At 44.0% G+C, this 16,075-nt stretch carries 16 protein-coding genes, 1 tRNA gene and 4 pseudogenes; 3 read left to right on the forward strand and 18 right to left on the reverse strand.

The genetic code is table 11. The features are described 5' to 3' along the window. Nucleotides 1-33: 33 nt before the first annotated feature. Nucleotides 34-1,065 (reverse strand): type I-C CRISPR-associated endonuclease Cas1c, encoded by a 1,032-nt coding sequence (gene cas1c, locus PKHYL_RS04840; protein ID WP_071002008.1) that lies wholly within the window; start codon nt 1,063-1,065, stop codon nt 34-36. A gap of 110 nt (nt 1,066-1,175) precedes the next feature. Here cas1c and PKHYL_RS04845 point away from each other — a divergent pair, with 110 nt between their 5' ends. After that, nucleotides 1,176-1,328 (forward strand): hypothetical protein, encoded by a 153-nt coding sequence (locus PKHYL_RS04845; protein WP_197496727.1) that lies wholly within the window; start codon nt 1,176-1,178, stop codon nt 1,326-1,328. 34 nt (nt 1,329-1,362) lie between these two features. On the opposite strand, the gene cas4 is transcribed toward PKHYL_RS04845, so the two are convergent. The 13 genes and pseudogenes from cas4 to PKHYL_RS04905 form a co-directional block, all read right to left on the reverse strand. Further along, a complete protein-coding gene (gene cas4, locus PKHYL_RS04850) occupies nt 1,363-1,998 on the reverse strand; it encodes a CRISPR-associated protein Cas4 (RefSeq protein WP_071002007.1) in 636 nt (211 codons plus the stop codon). Between the two features lie 87 nt (nt 1,999-2,085). Next, nucleotides 2,086-2,976: pseudogene (gene cas7c, locus PKHYL_RS04855) on the reverse strand (type I-C CRISPR-associated protein Cas7/Csd2). Between the two features lie 56 nt (nt 2,977-3,032). Continuing rightward, nucleotides 3,033-3,530 (reverse strand): type I-C CRISPR-associated protein Cas8c/Csd1, encoded by a 498-nt coding sequence (locus tag PKHYL_RS17215; protein WP_269778312.1) that lies wholly within the window; start codon nt 3,528-3,530, stop codon nt 3,033-3,035. Beyond that, a complete protein-coding gene (gene cas8c / locus PKHYL_RS04860) occupies nt 3,509-5,068 on the reverse strand; it encodes a type I-C CRISPR-associated protein Cas8c/Csd1 (RefSeq protein ID WP_269778257.1) in 1,560 nt (519 codons plus the stop codon). The genes PKHYL_RS17215 and cas8c overlap by 22 nt, the downstream gene beginning before the upstream one ends. After that, a pseudogene (gene cas5c, locus PKHYL_RS18565) lies at nt 5,065-5,693 on the reverse strand (type I-C CRISPR-associated protein Cas5c). Before cas5c ends, cas8c begins: the two are co-directional and overlap by 4 nt. Next, nucleotides 5,668-5,799, reverse strand: coding sequence for a CRISPR-associated protein Cas5 (gene cas5, locus PKHYL_RS04875; protein WP_240366128.1), 132 nt, complete (start codon nt 5,797-5,799; stop codon nt 5,668-5,670). Before cas5 ends, cas5c begins: the two are co-directional and overlap by 26 nt. A 202-nt stretch (nt 5,800-6,001) precedes the next feature. Beyond that, nucleotides 6,002-6,133 (reverse strand): hypothetical protein, encoded by a 132-nt coding sequence (locus tag PKHYL_RS17220; RefSeq protein WP_269778258.1) that lies wholly within the window; start codon nt 6,131-6,133, stop codon nt 6,002-6,004. Between the two features lie 236 nt (nt 6,134-6,369). After that, entirely contained in the window at nt 6,370-8,292 is a 1,923-nt protein-coding gene (gene cas3, locus PKHYL_RS04880; RefSeq protein WP_240366129.1) for a CRISPR-associated helicase Cas3', read from the reverse strand. Nucleotides 8,293-8,370: 78 nt separating this feature from the next. Then, complete coding sequence (locus tag PKHYL_RS04885) at nt 8,371-8,544, reverse strand: hypothetical protein (RefSeq protein ID WP_240366130.1); 174 nt, start codon at nt 8,542-8,544, stop codon at nt 8,371-8,373. Continuing rightward, the gene (locus PKHYL_RS04890; RefSeq protein WP_240366131.1) at nt 8,528-9,025 is read right to left on the reverse strand and encodes a CRISPR-associated endonuclease Cas3''; all 498 of its coding nucleotides are present in this window, start codon (nt 9,023-9,025) and stop codon (nt 8,528-8,530) included. The genes PKHYL_RS04885 and PKHYL_RS04890 overlap by 17 nt, the downstream gene beginning before the upstream one ends. 487 nt (nt 9,026-9,512) lie before the next feature. Then, nucleotides 9,513-9,803, reverse strand: a complete 291-nt coding sequence (locus PKHYL_RS04895; protein ID WP_071002000.1) for a hypothetical protein — start codon at nt 9,801-9,803, stop codon at nt 9,513-9,515. After that, a pseudogene (locus tag PKHYL_RS04900) lies at nt 9,790-11,002 on the reverse strand (Arm DNA-binding domain-containing protein). Before PKHYL_RS04900 ends, PKHYL_RS04895 begins: the two are co-directional and overlap by 14 nt. Continuing rightward, nucleotides 10,995-11,228, reverse strand: a complete 234-nt coding sequence (locus PKHYL_RS04905) for a hypothetical protein (RefSeq protein ID WP_240366132.1) — start codon at nt 11,226-11,228, stop codon at nt 10,995-10,997. The pseudogene PKHYL_RS04900 and the gene PKHYL_RS04905 overlap by 8 nt, the downstream one beginning before the upstream one ends. A 149-nt stretch (nt 11,229-11,377) precedes the next feature. Here PKHYL_RS04905 and PKHYL_RS04910 point away from each other — a divergent pair, with 149 nt between their 5' ends. Continuing rightward, entirely contained in the window at nt 11,378-11,602 is a 225-nt protein-coding gene (locus PKHYL_RS04910; protein ID WP_071001997.1) for a helix-turn-helix domain-containing protein, read from the forward strand. A 241-nt stretch (nt 11,603-11,843) separates the two neighbouring features. Here the strand turns inward: PKHYL_RS04910 and PKHYL_RS04915 are convergent. Further along, nucleotides 11,844-11,920: transfer RNA gene (locus PKHYL_RS04915), tRNA-Val, on the reverse strand. Nucleotides 11,921-12,233: 313 nt separating this feature from the next. On the opposite strand from PKHYL_RS04915, the gene PKHYL_RS04920 reads away from it, so the two are divergent. Beyond that, nucleotides 12,234-13,211, forward strand: a complete 978-nt coding sequence (locus tag PKHYL_RS04920; RefSeq protein WP_093068682.1) for a glutathione S-transferase family protein — start codon at nt 12,234-12,236, stop codon at nt 13,209-13,211. Between the two features lie 133 nt (nt 13,212-13,344). Here the strand turns inward: PKHYL_RS04920 and hemB are convergent. The 3 genes and pseudogenes from hemB to PKHYL_RS04935 form a co-directional block, all read right to left on the reverse strand. Then, a pseudogene (hemB, locus tag PKHYL_RS04925) lies at nt 13,345-14,353 on the reverse strand (porphobilinogen synthase). Between the two features lie 217 nt (nt 14,354-14,570). Continuing rightward, nucleotides 14,571-14,831: a hypothetical protein gene (locus tag PKHYL_RS04930; RefSeq protein WP_240366133.1), complete on the reverse strand. Its 261-nt coding sequence runs from the start codon at nt 14,829-14,831 to the stop codon at nt 14,571-14,573. Continuing rightward, the gene (locus PKHYL_RS04935; RefSeq protein WP_240366134.1) at nt 14,807-15,991 is read right to left on the reverse strand and encodes an efflux transporter outer membrane subunit; all 1,185 of its coding nucleotides are present in this window, start codon (nt 15,989-15,991) and stop codon (nt 14,807-14,809) included. Before PKHYL_RS04935 ends, PKHYL_RS04930 begins: the two co-directional genes overlap by 25 nt. Between the last annotated feature and the right edge of the window lie 84 nt (nt 15,992-16,075).

The raw sequence follows: 16,075 nt of genomic DNA on the forward strand, positions 1-16,075 counted from the left end.
CCTTCCTTGTTTATTTATTCTTTATGCAGCAATTTATTTCCATAAAAAAGGAATATAAGCATCAATATCGCCCCTAATATGACGCGCCATAATTGTCGCCTGCAAATGCGGTAGTAAACCAAAGGGTACGGTTTCCTCAAACCATTCATGATAAATGGTTTGCTGCTTACGGTCATGCCATGCCTTAAAAAAGGTTTGCCTAGCCTCATCCTTAAGCCAAACTGCGCCATTCGCTTCAGTCTTAAAGTCTGATTTACCCAGCTGCTTTTTATTAATAAGTGATAATACAAAGCGATCGACGATAGGACGAAACTCTTCAACTAAATCTAATGCAAGTGAAGGGCGCCCAGGGCGTAGTTGATGGAATACCCCGCAAGACGGATCAAGTCCTACGGTCTCAAGTGCACTACGGCAGTCATGAGTCATTAAGGTATAAGTAAAAGAAAGTAGGGCGTTGACGGCGTCGGTCGGCGGATTGCGAGTGCGTTTAGCAAAGCTAAAATCAGGGTTGCGAATAAATTGTGGAAACACACTAAAGTAAACGCTCGCCATCTCACCCTCACGACCTAACAGGTCAGGCAAGTTTTGCGTAGTCAATATTTTATTGAGACCGCGCTCTAAGCGCTGCTGCGCTGAGTCCAAGCTTTTAATTGTAGACTCATCTAGCTGGCTTTTATAATCGCGCAGATAGCGGCGAATGACTTGGCGTTGATTATGGACTTTACCTAAGATAATACTATGACAGATTGGCTGTACGCGCTTAGGGTCGTCACTGATGCGATATTGCTCACGGCGAAGGAGTACATTGCCACTGACCGCACCTTCGATACGCGCTTGGAACTTACCATATTGATTCAGATGAGTGATGGTAATGGCGTTTTCGGTACAGTGCGCCATCAGTGCAGGTGATATCGACACTTGCCCAAAGCAGACAATCGCATCGAGCTTATGAATAGGGACGCGACCTTTGACCTCATAGTCGATATTCATAACGACGTTTTCGCCCTGTTTATTGAGCCATGCGCCTTGGGTTTGCACGAATAAGGTATTTTTTAATGAGCGCATAGGGTTTCCTAATCATTATTTTCTAGCGTTCAGCTGTGTATTTTTGAATATAGCTCTTTATTGTGCTAGGTTAAATGGACTACTTCTCAACTATTATCAAGGAATAAAACATGAGTTACTCCAATAACGAAGCTGATATGCAAAATCCTAACAAAGGGTCTGACGGTACTAACAAAGCCTATGACCAGAATCAAGGTAATAAAGGCAAGCAGTTAAATCCACAACAGCCGAAGAATGATGCGCAGCCGCAACAAAAGGATTAATAGCTTCACTGCTTTATGCAAATACATTAATAAATTAGTGATCCGTTTCTTCTAAACTGGTCACTATTTTTTTGTTTAACCAAGCCTTGGCATTTTTATTAAAAACCTTAGGATGGCAGATGTCTTTGAGTGAACAATTTCGGCATTTACTGGTACTATAACTTGGCTTTGGCGTCTGCTTAGATTCAATAATATGCCGACACTCGTTAATCGCATCTAAGGTAATTTGCCGCAGCTCCTCATCAAAACCTACCGTATGACGGCGACGGGTTTTACCATAAAACAGCGCGCCCTCACTGACGGTGCAATCATGCATATCTTCTAAGCATAGTGCTTGCGCGCACAATTGCACTTCATCCGCACGATGTGATTTGGGCTTACCGCGTTTGTATTCGATAGGAAACGGAATTTGTGCGCCTGTATCATCGGTGTGATATTCGACCACATCAGCAACCCCCTCTAATCCAAGTGCGCGATGGCCAAGCGGTAGCGTGCGCACGGTCTTTATATTGCCACGCGTATCGTGTCCGCCACTGTTGACCTTTTCGTGCATGACTTGCCCTTCGGCAGTAAAGACATTCTCCGCCCACGCGCACTCAAGCTCAATCAGCGCAAACTGACGCGGACAGAATAAGTAATGCTGCAAGCGGGATAGGTAGAGGGTTTGCATTTGTGTCCGCCTTTTTAATTAAAAAGGTGAGCAAGCGCTTATCGTTTACGCCTGCTCAATATCTATGACGATACGAAAAGTTAAAGGTTAAAACCCTTCAATAATATTAGGCTCTAATTCTGCTAAAGCTGACTTTAACGCGTCTTCATCAAATGCGCCGTGATTATCAAGCAATTCCTTTAAACTGCGATGCACCTTAGCAGATGAGTGTTGCCCTGATTTGCTGCTATGTTCCCACCAAATGACCTTTTTGACCTGCATGCTGCCTTCAGGACGAGCAGAGGAAGCGTCACCTTCGAACAGCTTAGGGAGTATCTCTTTGATCTTGTCGGCATCAGCATCACTAAAACCTGTACGTTCCGCCAGTTGCGGCGTAATCGCACCATAAGTCACATAGATGCCTTTATCCACGCGGTGCTTCATACCCATCGTATCGCTGCCTTTTTTCGTACCATCGCCTTCACCACTGACGCTTTTGGTGATTTGGGTACTGGTGATATCAACAGGCTGTAAGCTAAAGGCAGATTGAATACTGACAGGACCACGGATAGGGATAGAGACACCATCAGCATTTTTAGCATCTGCTTTAAAGGCAAACACTTGACCAAAGGCACGTACATCGAACCATTTTTCACAAGCTTTTGCGCTGTTTCATCACGTTTGGCTTCAATGTTTTCTTTTTGTTGGCTTCAAAGGCATTTTTACCTAAACCAACGTCTTCGTCATAAGCACGATTTTTTAAGCTGGTCATGCCATCCGTTTTTTCTCATCCGACTGTACAAAAATAGTTTCACCCGCCTCTTGTAGTCGATCGCGGATTTTGCGTTTTAGACACACATCAGTAATCTCGCCATTCCCTGCAAAGTCAGTACGAGGACGGTTACCGTTTAGGGGGTCGCCGTTTGGATTGGCATTATTCACTTCAATAATGATGGCAAAATCAATTTTATGGTTTAAAGTATTTTCGTTGGCGCTCATGAGGTTTCCTCTTATTTGTCATTAAAAAAATAGGGTGTTGTTGGACACTGATTGGGTTATGCAGCATCGCTATCATTTTCTACTTCGGCTTTCGCGTACTCTTTGTCTAATTTAAATTGCATTTTTTGGCTGTGATATCCTAATAAAAATTCTCCCGATAATGCTGAATCATCGGTAAAACGGTCGCTGGTAAATGCACTCATAATTTCATCAATCAGCTGCTGTTTTTTAGCCAAGTAGCCGCCACGATTGGATTTTAGGCGGTTTTCATAAGGCTTTAGTGCCAGCTCAATGTTGCGCCATGTGGTAAAAGGTCGATTGGCGAACTGTTGCATATAGCGCTGGGCGGTGGTGTTGCGCTTTTCTCCAGCGACATATAGCGCGAGGCTTTCGATGTCTTCAGCAACTGCCAATAAACGTCCGTATAGATAGTCTCGGCTGGTAAGCTCAGGTTGTAGTGCCACGGTATAGCTCCTTTTTTTATCGTCTGATTGTCTTAAATAATAGCCACGGTATAAGGCGCACGCTGTACTTAGCGCCTGCTCCCACCCCAGTGCTCAAGGGCCAGTGGGTTACAAGCGCGTTTGATGCACAGCTCGACCAGCTGTCTAGGAAAGCGGCGTGCTTCTCCTTCAACGATACAGGGCAATACTTGAGCGACCACTTGTTTCTTTAACGCATCGGACAGGCGTGCGCCATAGGCAACCTGTGCAATCTGCTTTGGGGTAGGCGATTGAATACCCAGTCGTTGTTGGTTGCTGTCATCATCTCTATAAGTGTGATACCACGCAAACTGCGTATACCACGCTTGTAAGGCGTCTATATATTCACTGGGCATACTTTCATGGTAGTACGTCACCGCCATACGTCCAGGAGTGGCGGCCTCTAAGCTAATAATAGAGATTTGCTGATGCTCGGGCAGTTGTTGGCGGTAGCCTTGTAAGGTATTGCGTAAATGTGTGGCAAAGCGATAACCCAAGTCGTTACGGTGCTGAAACGTAGGTTCTGTGTCTGATGCTTCGTCATCGTCATATTCTTCAAAGTCATTACCGTCGTTGTCAGATGTCTTAGATGCGTCTAGTACGTCCAGCGGTGCGGCGACGCTGGTTGGTTGCGGCACTTCGATACCTGATATTGACCATGCAACGATGGCTTGTCCCGCTTCTTCACGTCCTTGTCGCGACAGCAGCCATGATAGCGCGGCGTGCGCCTTTTCGGTGACCACGGCGCTAATACCTGCTGCCTGCATACCTGTTGTATCGGTAAAGCGACCACGAAATGTGTAGCCTGTCGCATCATTAGCAGAGATGAGTTTGGCATTGGTTGAGCTGCGTAAGATGCGGTTGGGGTGCTTGCTGGCGAGTGGACTGGTGTTGCCAGTGATGTAACAAAAGCCATCGGTACTGTCTAAAGTGGCGTAAAACTGCTGCCATGCGGCAAACAAGTTGTCATCACGCCATGTCTCGGTGACGTGCTGAGTAGGGGTGTCTAAGCTACTGGCAATGACATTCCACACAATAAATGCTGCGCCCTGATCAAAGACGCCTTTGTTTTTATTGAGCGCCGCTAAAATGCTATCGGGATAATCGCTGGCTTGTTCAGGGTAGGCAAGCTTGCTTTTGTTATCAGGGTCAACAATCAAAACATGAGCGTCGATTAAATCTTTGACCAGCGTGCCTTTTTTGACGTAAGTTAAGACGGACTGTGCTTTGGGGTGTGAATGTTCTGAGCTGCACCATGTAGATAATATGTCTTCATATAATGGATACAAATCTTTTTTATTCTGACTGTAATCAAAAAAATCTTTAGCGACATATTGCAACTTATCGGATAGTGGATGTGCTACTGCGCCTGATGTACGATTGGCAGAATCATTGGTCGCAGGAATGGCAAGGTATTTTGATTTGACTTTGCCATTGTCATCGCGGCACACCTCAGCACGGACAAAGTCACCTTTGTCATTAATCGTGATGACAATTTGCACGTTTTGATTGACATGATAATAAGGCATCAGCTTCTGGTCTTGCGCTTGTAGGTCGGCGTTTTGACTGGCGGCTTCATAGGTTTGGTAAAGTCGTTGTAACCAGCTCATAACGAGGCCTCCGTCTGACTTACTGACTGCATGTTATTATCAAGGGCAAAGTCTTTGGCGCTCATATTGCGGACAAAGCGGTTTGGCATCCCGTTTTGGGCATCTAGCGTTAAGTTGTCAGTAGGCTTTGGAAAATCAATAACGCCAAAGTGCATAACGGCTTGCCAAAATCGACTGTGCAGTGCGTCCAAGCCAGTCTCGTCAGGGTAGGCAAAACTATGAAACATCAAGCCATAACCCAGTTCATCAACGTCATCATAAGCACCTTTACCGCTACCAAATTCGCAAGGCTCAACATAGCCTTGGCACTCGCGTGTACCTAAAAGATGTCTTGGCGTCCGCCTTTATTCAGCATGCGCTGGGCAATACTGTAATGTTTACCATCAATGCGGTCAGCGGCTAACTCGGGGCGGTGCATGTTCCATTCAAAGTGCGCTTGCACTTGATAGGCGACATCATGCAAATAGGTGTAATACGCCAAGTCGTTACCGCTTTCATTAAACTTAATCGGCTTGACACCTTTGGTTTGTGTGCGGATAGGATTGATGACGCGCACTCTGTCGATATACCAGATGATGGAGGGTTTCCAGTAAATAGATTTACAAACCCCTTTTAAAGCCCTCATAAGTCGGCAAATGATAGCTGGTTTTTTCGCCACCAATACGAGTGATGGGGTCGGTAAACAGGGCATGACGCCCTGTAAGTAAAAATTCAATTTGGTTTTCTTTCATAGCATGTCAGTTCCTTTTATTGAGTAATGCAAGTCTCAAAAGAAACTTGCATCAATAATATGTCTAATACGTCAGACTATTATCTAACCAGTCGATAATATCCTTTGAACCAAAACCAGAATAAGGTTTTTCAGTGTAATTATCCAAATGGTGTCATTAGCATCTATTAAATTTTCAAATTGTGAGTAAACTTGGCTTGGAGTTAAGGAAGTGGTGATTGCGTAACTTGACTCGGAAAGTCTAGCCCAACCTCCAAAGCTTTTGATTTTTCCAGAACTTTGGCATGTTTTTGTCCGGGCGAATTTAAATCGTAAGTAACTAATAGAGCTGCCATAAATCTTTTCCTTCTATGATGAGTGAATGTAATCAATGACTACATACTCATACTATAGCTAATAATTTATAATTACAAGTTCTATAAACTAAAAAGGCAATTTTGAGAGATATTGTTTTATGGTATAATTACTATTCATCATTTTATGATGTGGATTGAAACTATAAGCTAAATAGGCTAGAAAGCACTTGGCAACGTCTGTCTTACCACAGTCGTTGCCATTTTTGTTTAACCTACTACATTCCAAAATCCATAAAATCCAGCTTGCCATCACCTGCGATATTCAGCCCCATCTGTGCATCATAAAACGTCTCTGATAGAGTAAGAATGCCAGTGTCTCGTACTTGGTGAATGGCGTTTTCGTCCATGAGTTTATCCAACATAAATGGAAAGACATTGATACTGTACTGCTGGGCGTCGTGTACCAGCTGATAAAAGTGACTGTCACTCACGCTTGTATTGTAAAGGGCACTAATCAAATGCCGTCCTTCCTCAAGATACGGCACAATAATGGCTTTGGTTGGTGCGTCTATGGCTTTAAATGTGCGCCCTGCGTCCATAAAGGACTGCCAAAGCTGCGGAAATTGCTCAGCTTGATGCCGCTGCGCATTGTTATTATTAGTCAATGGATTGGTGTTGTTACTGCTCAGCCAGTTATATAAGGTTTCTGTACCTACAGATTTACCTTTACTGTCTTTAATGGGATATGCCATTTCTTTTATACCGTGCTCGGTCTGATAGTAGTGATGGAAAAACTGCTGCATGATGTCGGGGTGCAGCAAATGTACATCGCCATACGCGTTATGCGCCCATTGGGACAGAATGTTGCTCATGATGGCCTTGCCTTGAGCGATGGTAGGCAGTTTACTTAGGTTTTCGCTCTCTGGACGTACGATAAATACTTGCCCTTTGACAGGCTTGTCTTGGTCGTCACGCATCTCACCATGACGGTTACAGCGTCCCGCCGCCTGCGCAATACTGTCAAGACCTGCCAAAAAGCGCACGACGGAACGAAATGACACATCCACGCCAGCTTCAATCAGTTGGGTTGATATAACCAAAGTCGGTAAGCCTTGTTTTAAACGGTTTCTAATTTGGTCTAATAAGTCTTTACGGTGGCGAGCGCATTGGGACGTACTTAAATGATATAGCTCGTTTTCAGGCACGGTGTCTGATAGTTTCTGATACAGCTGACTGGCCCACGTCTTAGTATTAACGATAACCAAGGTGCTGCTAAATTGAGCAAAATTATGATTAACATAATTTGTCAAGCCATCTAAATCTTGAGGGTTTTTAGTATGGTCATGAATATCGACGCGCTGCAAAGTATCGAATAGGGTATGTAGCTGAGTGCGCTCGCCAATGATTTCGGTAGCAGAGTTCAAGCTGCCATTGTGTGCTATCGGTAAATTGTCCAGTACGGGCTGGGTGGCGGTGCACAGCACGGCGCTAGAGTTGGCGTGAGTGGTCAAAAAATTGAGCGCGCTACAAAATAGGTAGTAGCAATTCATTGGTAATGTCTGTATCTCATCAAAAATGAGCACCGCACGGCTTAGCTGATGCAAGCGTCTGACGCCTTTGGTGCCGCCGCCAAAGCAGCTTTCTAAAAACTGTACCATGGTGGTAAATACAATGGGAGCGTTCCAATTATCCATAATCAGTTTGCTCTGCCACGTCTGTACGTCAGGCTCTAGGTTTGAATGTTGTTCTAACACCCATTGACCATCAAAGACACCTTTGGGGCCTTCTTCTTCTAAAATTTTGCGCACCTCAGCAGCGTTTTGTTCAATGATGCTGGTAAAAGGGATGATATAGATAATGCGGTCGAGGTTGTGGCGTTTAGCATGCTGCACAGCAAAGCGCAGGCTGGCAAGCGTTTTGCCGCCACCTGTTGGTACGGTCAAAGTAAAAATACCTTGGTCAGACTGCGCCGCGTGTAGGCAGGTTTGAGCGATGTGGTTACGTTGTTCGTTGATTGGGTTTGGCGGGCTGTGCTCTGCTTTATCAGCGAAGCCTTGATAAAGGGTTTCGATTTTATCTATCGCGATTTGCCAGTTTGGTCGCTTATAGTCTAAAAGATGGGCTTGATTTGGGTGTTCGAAGGCGATGCTGTTGCTACGGTCAGCATCAATCAGACAGCTAAACAGTAAACGAGTCAAAAATCCCAAATAAAAGTCTTTTGCTTGTCCGTAGCGCGACTATCAGCCATGATTTTTTTGACAATGCCTTGAAACTCTTTAAGCGTGTCTTTTAAAGCTGTCATCCAATTGCGCAAACAGCTGCTCTTGCTTGGCACGCTCTAGGGCTTGGGTATAGTGGGTTTTTTCTTCAGGTTTGTTTTTGCGGTTGAGTAAATATGGTTGGGCATTTTGTCCGACGACATTAACAAGACCGCTATGATGTGATGCCACGCAAATGAACATCATATCCGCCAGTAGTTGCCCCCTCATAGCGGCGGATTTTTTGTTGTGTATGTGCTTTTAGATAACTTGAGCCTAATTTTTCAAACTGCTCTTTAAGATAAATAGCGCCCGCTGTAGAGTGGTCCACTGAGCCTTTCGTTGGTTTCCCTCTACGTAATATTTCAGCCTCTTCATCTTCATCTAAACCCAGTTCTTTATAGTTATCATGGATGACACACTCTTTTATATATTCTTGAAACGCCGCGCTGTATTTGCCAAGGTCATGTACCAGTCCAATCAATTCACCTGATAATGGCAGCCCGATTTTCAGGGCTAGCGCCCTACTTATTTCTGCCGTTCCTGTTAAATGATCATAGAGTAGCTGCTCAGCGCCATCACTTTGCCGTACATGCGCAATAAACTTCTGCTCAAGAGAGTCTGCTTGCTTATTTTGAATATTTAGATTTTTCATTGGTGCGCTATTATCCAAACATAAGTTGTTTAAAATATTTAGGATAACAATATCTTAATTTAGTAAGGGTAACAACATATAATTGAAGCATTCGCGACAACAAATGTCGTTAAAGATTTAAAGGTAATAAAACCAGACAACCTAAGTTGTCTGGTAACAAATTACTTCCAGAAACCTATCTGTCTACAATAAGCTGGCCACCAGAAAAGCTAATACACCCCTCACAAAACCAAGAGTTCAATCTCCTTGCATGAGGAATATCTGCTGGGACATCTAATTGATAGGGACGACCACAGTATTCACAGTGTACGTCATCTAAATAAACCTGACATTTTGCAAGTGTAGCAAATAAAACATCAGTCTCCGTGTTGTGTTCATAACAAAGCAGTTCTAAATGCGCTATATAATCACTGGGCGACACATAGGACCAATACTCATGGCACAAACGCTTTTTGTATCATCAAAAGCTGAATCAAAGACGAAGTTCATGCTCATAATACCCTCCTTAGTATCCATAGCCAGTTTGTGGTAGTAGCTCGTAGAGCTCACTCTGTAGCTGACTACACATATCATCAACGACATAGTCAGGATTGACATCTAAGCGCGTCTGAACCCATATGCGCAGCGCCATATAATTATCAAAGCAACTATCAATACTTAGGAACCTAGCCAAACCAGTACCTGACTGAATACAGAGCTCACAAATGAGGTAGTTAGCAATATTATCTGCGCCATTACTGACATAGCCACTAGGTTTAAACGTCGCATGCAATATATCGTAATCAATCATCTTCATTGTGAGGCCCCTTATCTGTAGATACCTGAGCAATCTGACTGCGATTGACCAATGCTTCAAATGCACTACCATCCTGCCGAGTCATATTCGGTACATAACGACTATAGGTGTTGAATAGCATCTTGGTCGTAGCGTGCCCCATTTGACTGGCAATCCACTCAGGACTTTCGCCAGCAGCCAACCATAGCGTCGCTGCGGTATGACGAGTCTGATAAGCATTACGCTTTTTGAGACCTAAAATCTTAAGAGTAGGGGTGCCAAACACGTTTATTCACGTTGTTGTAATCAAGTGGCTCACCCGTATGCGCGCAAAATACATAGTCAGATCGCTTATAAGTGATGGTCTGCTGTTCCTTCAGAGCATCGTAGACCCAAGGTGACATTTGAATCGCACGGTAAGACTCTTGAGTCTTAGGAGGAACAATTTTGCCTTTAACATAAGCTTGTTTGATCACAATCTCACGTCGATTAAAGTCAATGTTCTCCCAAGTCAATCCATCAATTTCACTCGTACGCATCCCTGTAAAAAAAACGTACTAGATAATAATTGCGATAGTCTGCTCTTACACCATTAATAAATTTCCAAACCTCATCTAGTGTGAATGGTTGAATATCCGTTTTGGGCTGTTTGAGCGCATTGATATCGTAGTAAGGATTATCAAATTTATAGCGTTTAGCTGCTTCTTTTAGTATCATACCTAAAGGTACCATGATCGAATTGATGCGTGCCGCTGACAGATGTTTGTTAGCTTTTCCGTACGTTACTTTGGCGAGCGATGAACGGAAGGCTAATACATCTGTCTTTTTTATGAGATGAATGGGTTTAGTCCCAAACTTAGCAATCAAGTACATATCAATAATCTCCTTTATTTTACGCTTATAGGTATCGCGCCATTCAATTTCTTTTCAGAGAACCATAATTCTGCAAACTGTTCAAAAGAGGGCGTATCGGTATTAATACATTCCTTGCGATCGTTTAACGCTACCATCTGTGCCGCTTTGTCACTTTTTGGAAAGTACTTAGCGTAATTGAACAGTCCTAAGATGATTTCTGCTTTCATTTTCTCAGCCACTTTCTCAAGCTTCTTGCGATTCGCTGGTGTGTCTGTTAGGTTTGTCGTCTCCCGACAGCGTATACCCATATAATAAAAATCGACAAATAGCATATTGCTCCCTTTGCGCCTTCTGATACTAGCCATCATATTTCTCCTTATTGTAGTGCCATGGCGTTGACGCTACCGGCGATACCAGTACGCATATCTTTTCAATCTCCTCCCAAATGTACAAAATCTTACGACCACCAAACGGCCGGATGTAATGAATACCTTCGATAAGCACAGTATCTTTGAGCTCATTACGTATCGTACGAGGGTTATACTTAATGAGCTCAGAAAGCTCTTGGGTAGTTAGGTAGGTATGTGACATAATAAATTCCTTGTAAGTTAATTAGACAACTAGATTGTTTTATCGCTATAACAAATAATTTCATAAAAGTAATTTGTTATTCGATAGAAGTACTTTACTAGTTATAGTAATTCAATGCAAGTACTTTTTAGTCTATTAAGGAATTATTGATGATTTTATGTAATTTACCGGTACTACTAGCTGAACGGCGTATGAAAGTGGCAGATTTGATAAGAATGACAGGAATTAGCAAGTCGACTATGCACAAGATCTATAATGAGCAAACATCAAGAATCGATTTCGAGACTATGGATAAGATTTGTGAAGCATTAGATATTGGCGTAGGCGACTTATTTACCTATGTACCTAACGAGTCGCTAGATGAAGAAAAGTAAATTAGTTTTAGGGTGGTTTTAGAACAACTAGAGTAGAGGTCAAAAGACTATATTGATAAATAGGAAAAATTAAGGGAAGGCGCAACTTGGGCACATTTTGGGCACACAGATTTTTCAGTGCTAATTGTTTAAATGTAGAAAGGTCTAAAGTCTAATTAATATTAATCTATCTATTCCGCCACAGCCCTTATATTACGGGCATAAAAAAAGCCCCAATCTTAAGATTGGGGCTTTTCGAATCTGGTAGGCGTAATCGGATTCGAACCAACGACCTCTACCATGTCAAGGTAGCGCTCTAACCAACTGAGCTATACGCCTATTTAGGCCATGCATTTTAGCAAGTTTTTCAGACTTTGCAAGCCTTTTTTATAATTATCTTATTTTATTATCATAATATTTGATGTCACGCGTTATTATCAAATACTACAGTATGTTTTTTATGTATATTTTCTAAATATTTATTTTAACCAGTTTAGTTTTTATTGTTAATAACAGAGTAAAACTTAATGGGTAAGCTCTTATAACTGATATCATATTCCTCTAACGAATGTGGTTGTCATAAGAGCAATGATGTAAAGTCATTTGTGTCAACTAGGTATTCAACGAAAATTAGAACTAGTCGGAGGATGACATGGGCTTATTGGTAGATGGTAAGTGGCAAGACAAATGGTACGACACGGAAGAAAACGGCGGGCGATTTGAGCGTGAAGATGCCGGGTTTAGGAACTGGATCACCGCAGATGGTAGTGCAGGTCCTACGGGCGTAGGCGGGTTTAAGGCTGAGCCTGATCGCTATCACCTGTACGTGTCGCTAGCCTGTCCTTGGGCACACCGTACTTTAATTTATCGTAAGCTCAAAGGTTTGGAGCAGATCATTCCGATCTCTGTGGTCAACCCTTACATGGGAGAGAATGGTTGGACGTTTGCAGAGGGCGAGGGAGTAATCCCTGATCCGCTTATCCATGCAGATTATGCTTATGAGCTTTATATTAAAGCAAAACCCAATTATACGGGACGGGTTACTGTTCCGATTTTATGGGACAAAAAGACCAATACGATTGTGAGTAATGAATCATCAGAGATCATTCGGATGTTCAATTCAGCTTTTGACGACGTTGGCGCACTAGCAGGCGATTTCTCGCCAGCATCGTTATTGCCAGAAATCGATGATATCAATGCGTTTGTCTATACGACGATTAATAATGGGGTGTACAAGGCTGGATTTTCGACCACACAAGAGGCTTATGAAGAGGCGGTGATTGAGCTGTTTGCCGCGCTAGATACACTGGAAGCGCGCCTAGCAGATAAGCGTTACCTCACAGGGAGCACTATCACCGAAGCGGATTGGCGACTGTTTACCACCTTAGTTCGTTTTGACGCGGTCTATGTTGGGCATTTTAAATGCAACCTACGCCGCATTATCGACTATCCAAACCTGTGGGGCTATCTGCGTGATCTATACCAAGTGCCTGGTATCGCTGAGACAGTAAATATGGAGCACATCAAGCAGCACTATTACACCAGCCACGCCAATATCAACCCCACTCGTATCATCCCTATTGGCCCTGCTATTGATTTTACGACAGCCCATCATCGTGATCAGCTATAGACATGTTTGCTTTATACATGTGAACAAAAAGGCTAAGCATAAATAGAATTTCAATAAAAAACACCCCAGCGACTATGAAGCAGCTGGGAAGCAGCTGGGGTGTTTTACAATGTAAAAGGCATTTTAATTGATATTAACCATTATTTAACTGCCGAGCTGCCTCAAGTGCAAAGTAAGTCAAGATACCATCGGCACCGGCGCGGCGAAAACCAATAAGCGATTCTAGGATCACCGCATCAGTCAGCCAGCCGTTTTGAATAGCTGCCATGTGCATCGCGTATTCGCCGGAGACTTGATAGGCAAAAGTCGGTACGCCAAAGGTGTCTTTGACTTCACGGATCAGATCGAGATAGGGCTGACCAGGCTTAATCATCACCATATCTGCGCCCTCATTGATGTCCATCGCCACTTCGTGCAAAGCTTCAGCGCGGTTACCAAAGTCCATCTGATATTGTTTTTTATGACCGCCTTTTAGGTTGCCGGCGCTACCGACTGCATCACGGAACGGCCCATAATAAGCAGAAGCGTATTTGGCAGAGTAAGCCATGATAGCGGTATTGACAAGACCTTCGCTTTCAAAGGCATCACGCATGGCTTTGATACGGCCATCCATCATATCACTTGGAGAGATGATATCAGCGCCAGCTCTAGCATGGACGAGTGCTTGCTTGACCAGCACCTCAACGGTGTCATCATTGACCACATAACCACTGTCATCAAGCAAGCCGTCTTGACCGTGTGACGTATAAGGGTCGAGCGCCACATCGGTCATCACCACCATCTCAGGCACTGCGTCTTTTAGTGCTGCTACGGCACGCGCGCTTAGTCCATTCTCATCATAGGCCGCTTTGCCATCAGGGAGTTTTTAGCGAGTTGTCGATAACAGGGAAAATATCGATAGTCGTCACGCCCTCGCTTAAAAGCTCTTTGGCATAATTAATCAATAGGTCTATCGATAAGCGCTCAACGCCCGGCATACTGGCGATGGCCTCGCGCTGATTACTACCTTCTAATACAAATACTGGGGCTATGAAATGTTTGGGGTGAAGCTCGACTTCACGAATCATAGCACGGATATTATCGTTGTAGCGCAAGCGGCGCAGGCGAGTCTCGGGGAATTGACGATTAAACGTATAAGACATTGTTTTTCCTTATTATTAGTTTTAGTAAGTTTGAGGGGTAATCATTAAATAAGTAAAGCATCAGATGCAGCTAAAATTTTTAGCTTTTATATATAGCTACTATTTATATATAACTACTAAAGGTAGCACATAACAACAAAAAGCCCCACCAAGAAGGTAGAGCTAATTGTTATAAAAATAATACGCTAGCTAGTTATCAAATGTTATATAACCATCTTTATGGAGTGACAATCTGTGGCACTGGTACTTGCTCAGTAGGTGTCTCTTCAGTCAATACCCCAACCGCTGCATCAGCGTCGTTGTCATTATCGATATCGACAATCGCAGTCGGCTTAAAGTCAACCTTCACAGGCGTCTGTGCTTGTTTGATAGCGGCGGCTTCTGGTGCTGCAGCTACTCGCGCTGAGCTAGCAGCGTCGATAGCATAGGCCGCTTGCGACTCGGCATCTTTGGTTAATAAAGTACCAACTTGGGCCAAGTTAGTATATTGCGGAACCGGAATCGCGACAGGTGTATCGAGATTGGCACCGCCGCCAAGCGCTTGATATAGCTCGATTTGACTGATGATTTTTGTAGCTCTAAGTCTAGAATGCCTTGTTGAGTGTCAAACAATGAGCGCTGAGCATCAAGGACATCGAGATAGTTTGAGATACCAGCTTTAAAGCGCGCATCAGCAATCTCATAAGTCTGATCAAAGTTATCTTGCAGGCGGTACTGAGCTGCGAGCTGCTCGCCTAGAGTTGCGCGAGTAGCGAGCACATCGGAGACCTCACGGAACGCCGTTTGAATTGAGCGCTCATAGCTGGCAAGCGTTTGTTCGCGCTCGATTTGTGCGACATCGTAGTTTGCATCCAAACGTCCAGCATCAAAGATGGGTACGCTGATATTAGGGCCAAATGACCAGCCGACTGCATCATTATCGAACAAGTCGCTCAAGCCATCGCTACGGACACCAACGCTACTGGCTAAGCTTATCGTTGGGAAATAAGCGGCACGGGCGACAGCGATATTTGCGCCCGCGGCTTTTAGATCGTATTCCGCTTGTAATACATCAGGGCGATAGCGTAGCAGCTCGCTTGGCAAGCCGGCACTAAACACCTCGTGATTGGTGATATTGCTGACAGCGGGTGCTGGGATAAGCTCAGTAGGTACCGGCGCTCCTAATAAGAACTGCAGAGCATTTCTGGAGGTCAAAATACTGCTTTGCGCACGTAGTACCGCAAGTCTTGCACTCTCTAAAGCTGCTGCAGATTGCAAGGAAGGCAGCTTAGGATCAATACCGGCTTTAAAGCGCTCTTGCGCAATAAACAACGAGCGCTCACGGCTCTCAACAGTTGCCTCGGCGAGTTTGAGCTGCGCTAAGCTATAGCTAAGATTCGCGTAGCTCTGCGCGATATTACTAATCAGACTAATTTGAATAGAGTCTTTGGCTGCCGTCGTTGACAAAAATCTCTGCAACGCTTGATCTTTTAGGCTATCGATTCGGCCCCAAAAGTCCAGCTCATAGCTTGCCAAACCGAGATTGACACTGTAGCTATCTGTCGTCTGTCTACCGCCAGTACTGCCAAAAGGCGTCTCAACGCGCGGAGAGGATTGGCTTTGGCGTGAGTATTCTGCTTGACCATTGATAGTCGGCAAATCATTAATATCAGTAATACGATACTGCGCGCGCGCTTTTCGATAGCCAAACGGGCACTCTCAAAGTCTTTGTTATTTTCCAGT

The organism is Psychrobacter sp. KH172YL61 (genome assembly GCF_007182895.1).
Taxonomy (GTDB): domain Bacteria; phylum Pseudomonadota; class Gammaproteobacteria; order Pseudomonadales; family Moraxellaceae; genus Psychrobacter; species Psychrobacter pacificensis.

Excerpts from the sequence above, each read along its gene's own strand:
- PKHYL_RS04895 (WP_071002000.1), bottom strand. The coding sequence starts at position 9,803 with ATGAAGATGATTGATTACGATATATTGCATGCGACGTTTAAACCTAGT.
- cas4 (WP_071002007.1), bottom strand. The coding sequence starts at position 1,998 with ATGCAAACCCTCTACCTATCCCGCTTGCAGCATTACTTATTCTGTCCG.
- cas1c (WP_071002008.1), bottom strand. The coding sequence starts at position 1,065 with ATGCGCTCATTAAAAAATACCTTATTCGTGCAAACCCAAGGCGCATGG.
- PKHYL_RS04920 (WP_093068682.1), top strand. The coding sequence starts at position 12,234 with ATGGGCTTATTGGTAGATGGTAAGTGGCAAGACAAATGGTACGACACG.
- cas5 (WP_240366128.1), bottom strand. The coding sequence starts at position 5,799 with ATGAAAGAAAACCAAATTGAATTTTTACTTACAGGGCGTCATGCCCTG.
- PKHYL_RS04905 (WP_240366132.1), bottom strand. The coding sequence starts at position 11,228 with ATGTCACATACCTACCTAACTACCCAAGAGCTTTCTGAGCTCATTAAG.
- PKHYL_RS04910 (WP_071001997.1), top strand. The coding sequence starts at position 11,378 with ATGATTTTATGTAATTTACCGGTACTACTAGCTGAACGGCGTATGAAA.
- PKHYL_RS17220 (WP_269778258.1), bottom strand. The coding sequence starts at position 6,133 with ATGGCAGCTCTATTAGTTACTTACGATTTAAATTCGCCCGGACAAAAA.
- cas8c (WP_269778257.1), bottom strand. The coding sequence starts at position 5,068 with ATGAGCTGGTTACAACGACTTTACCAAACCTATGAAGCCGCCAGTCAA.
- PKHYL_RS04845 (WP_197496727.1), top strand. The coding sequence starts at position 1,176 with ATGAGTTACTCCAATAACGAAGCTGATATGCAAAATCCTAACAAAGGG.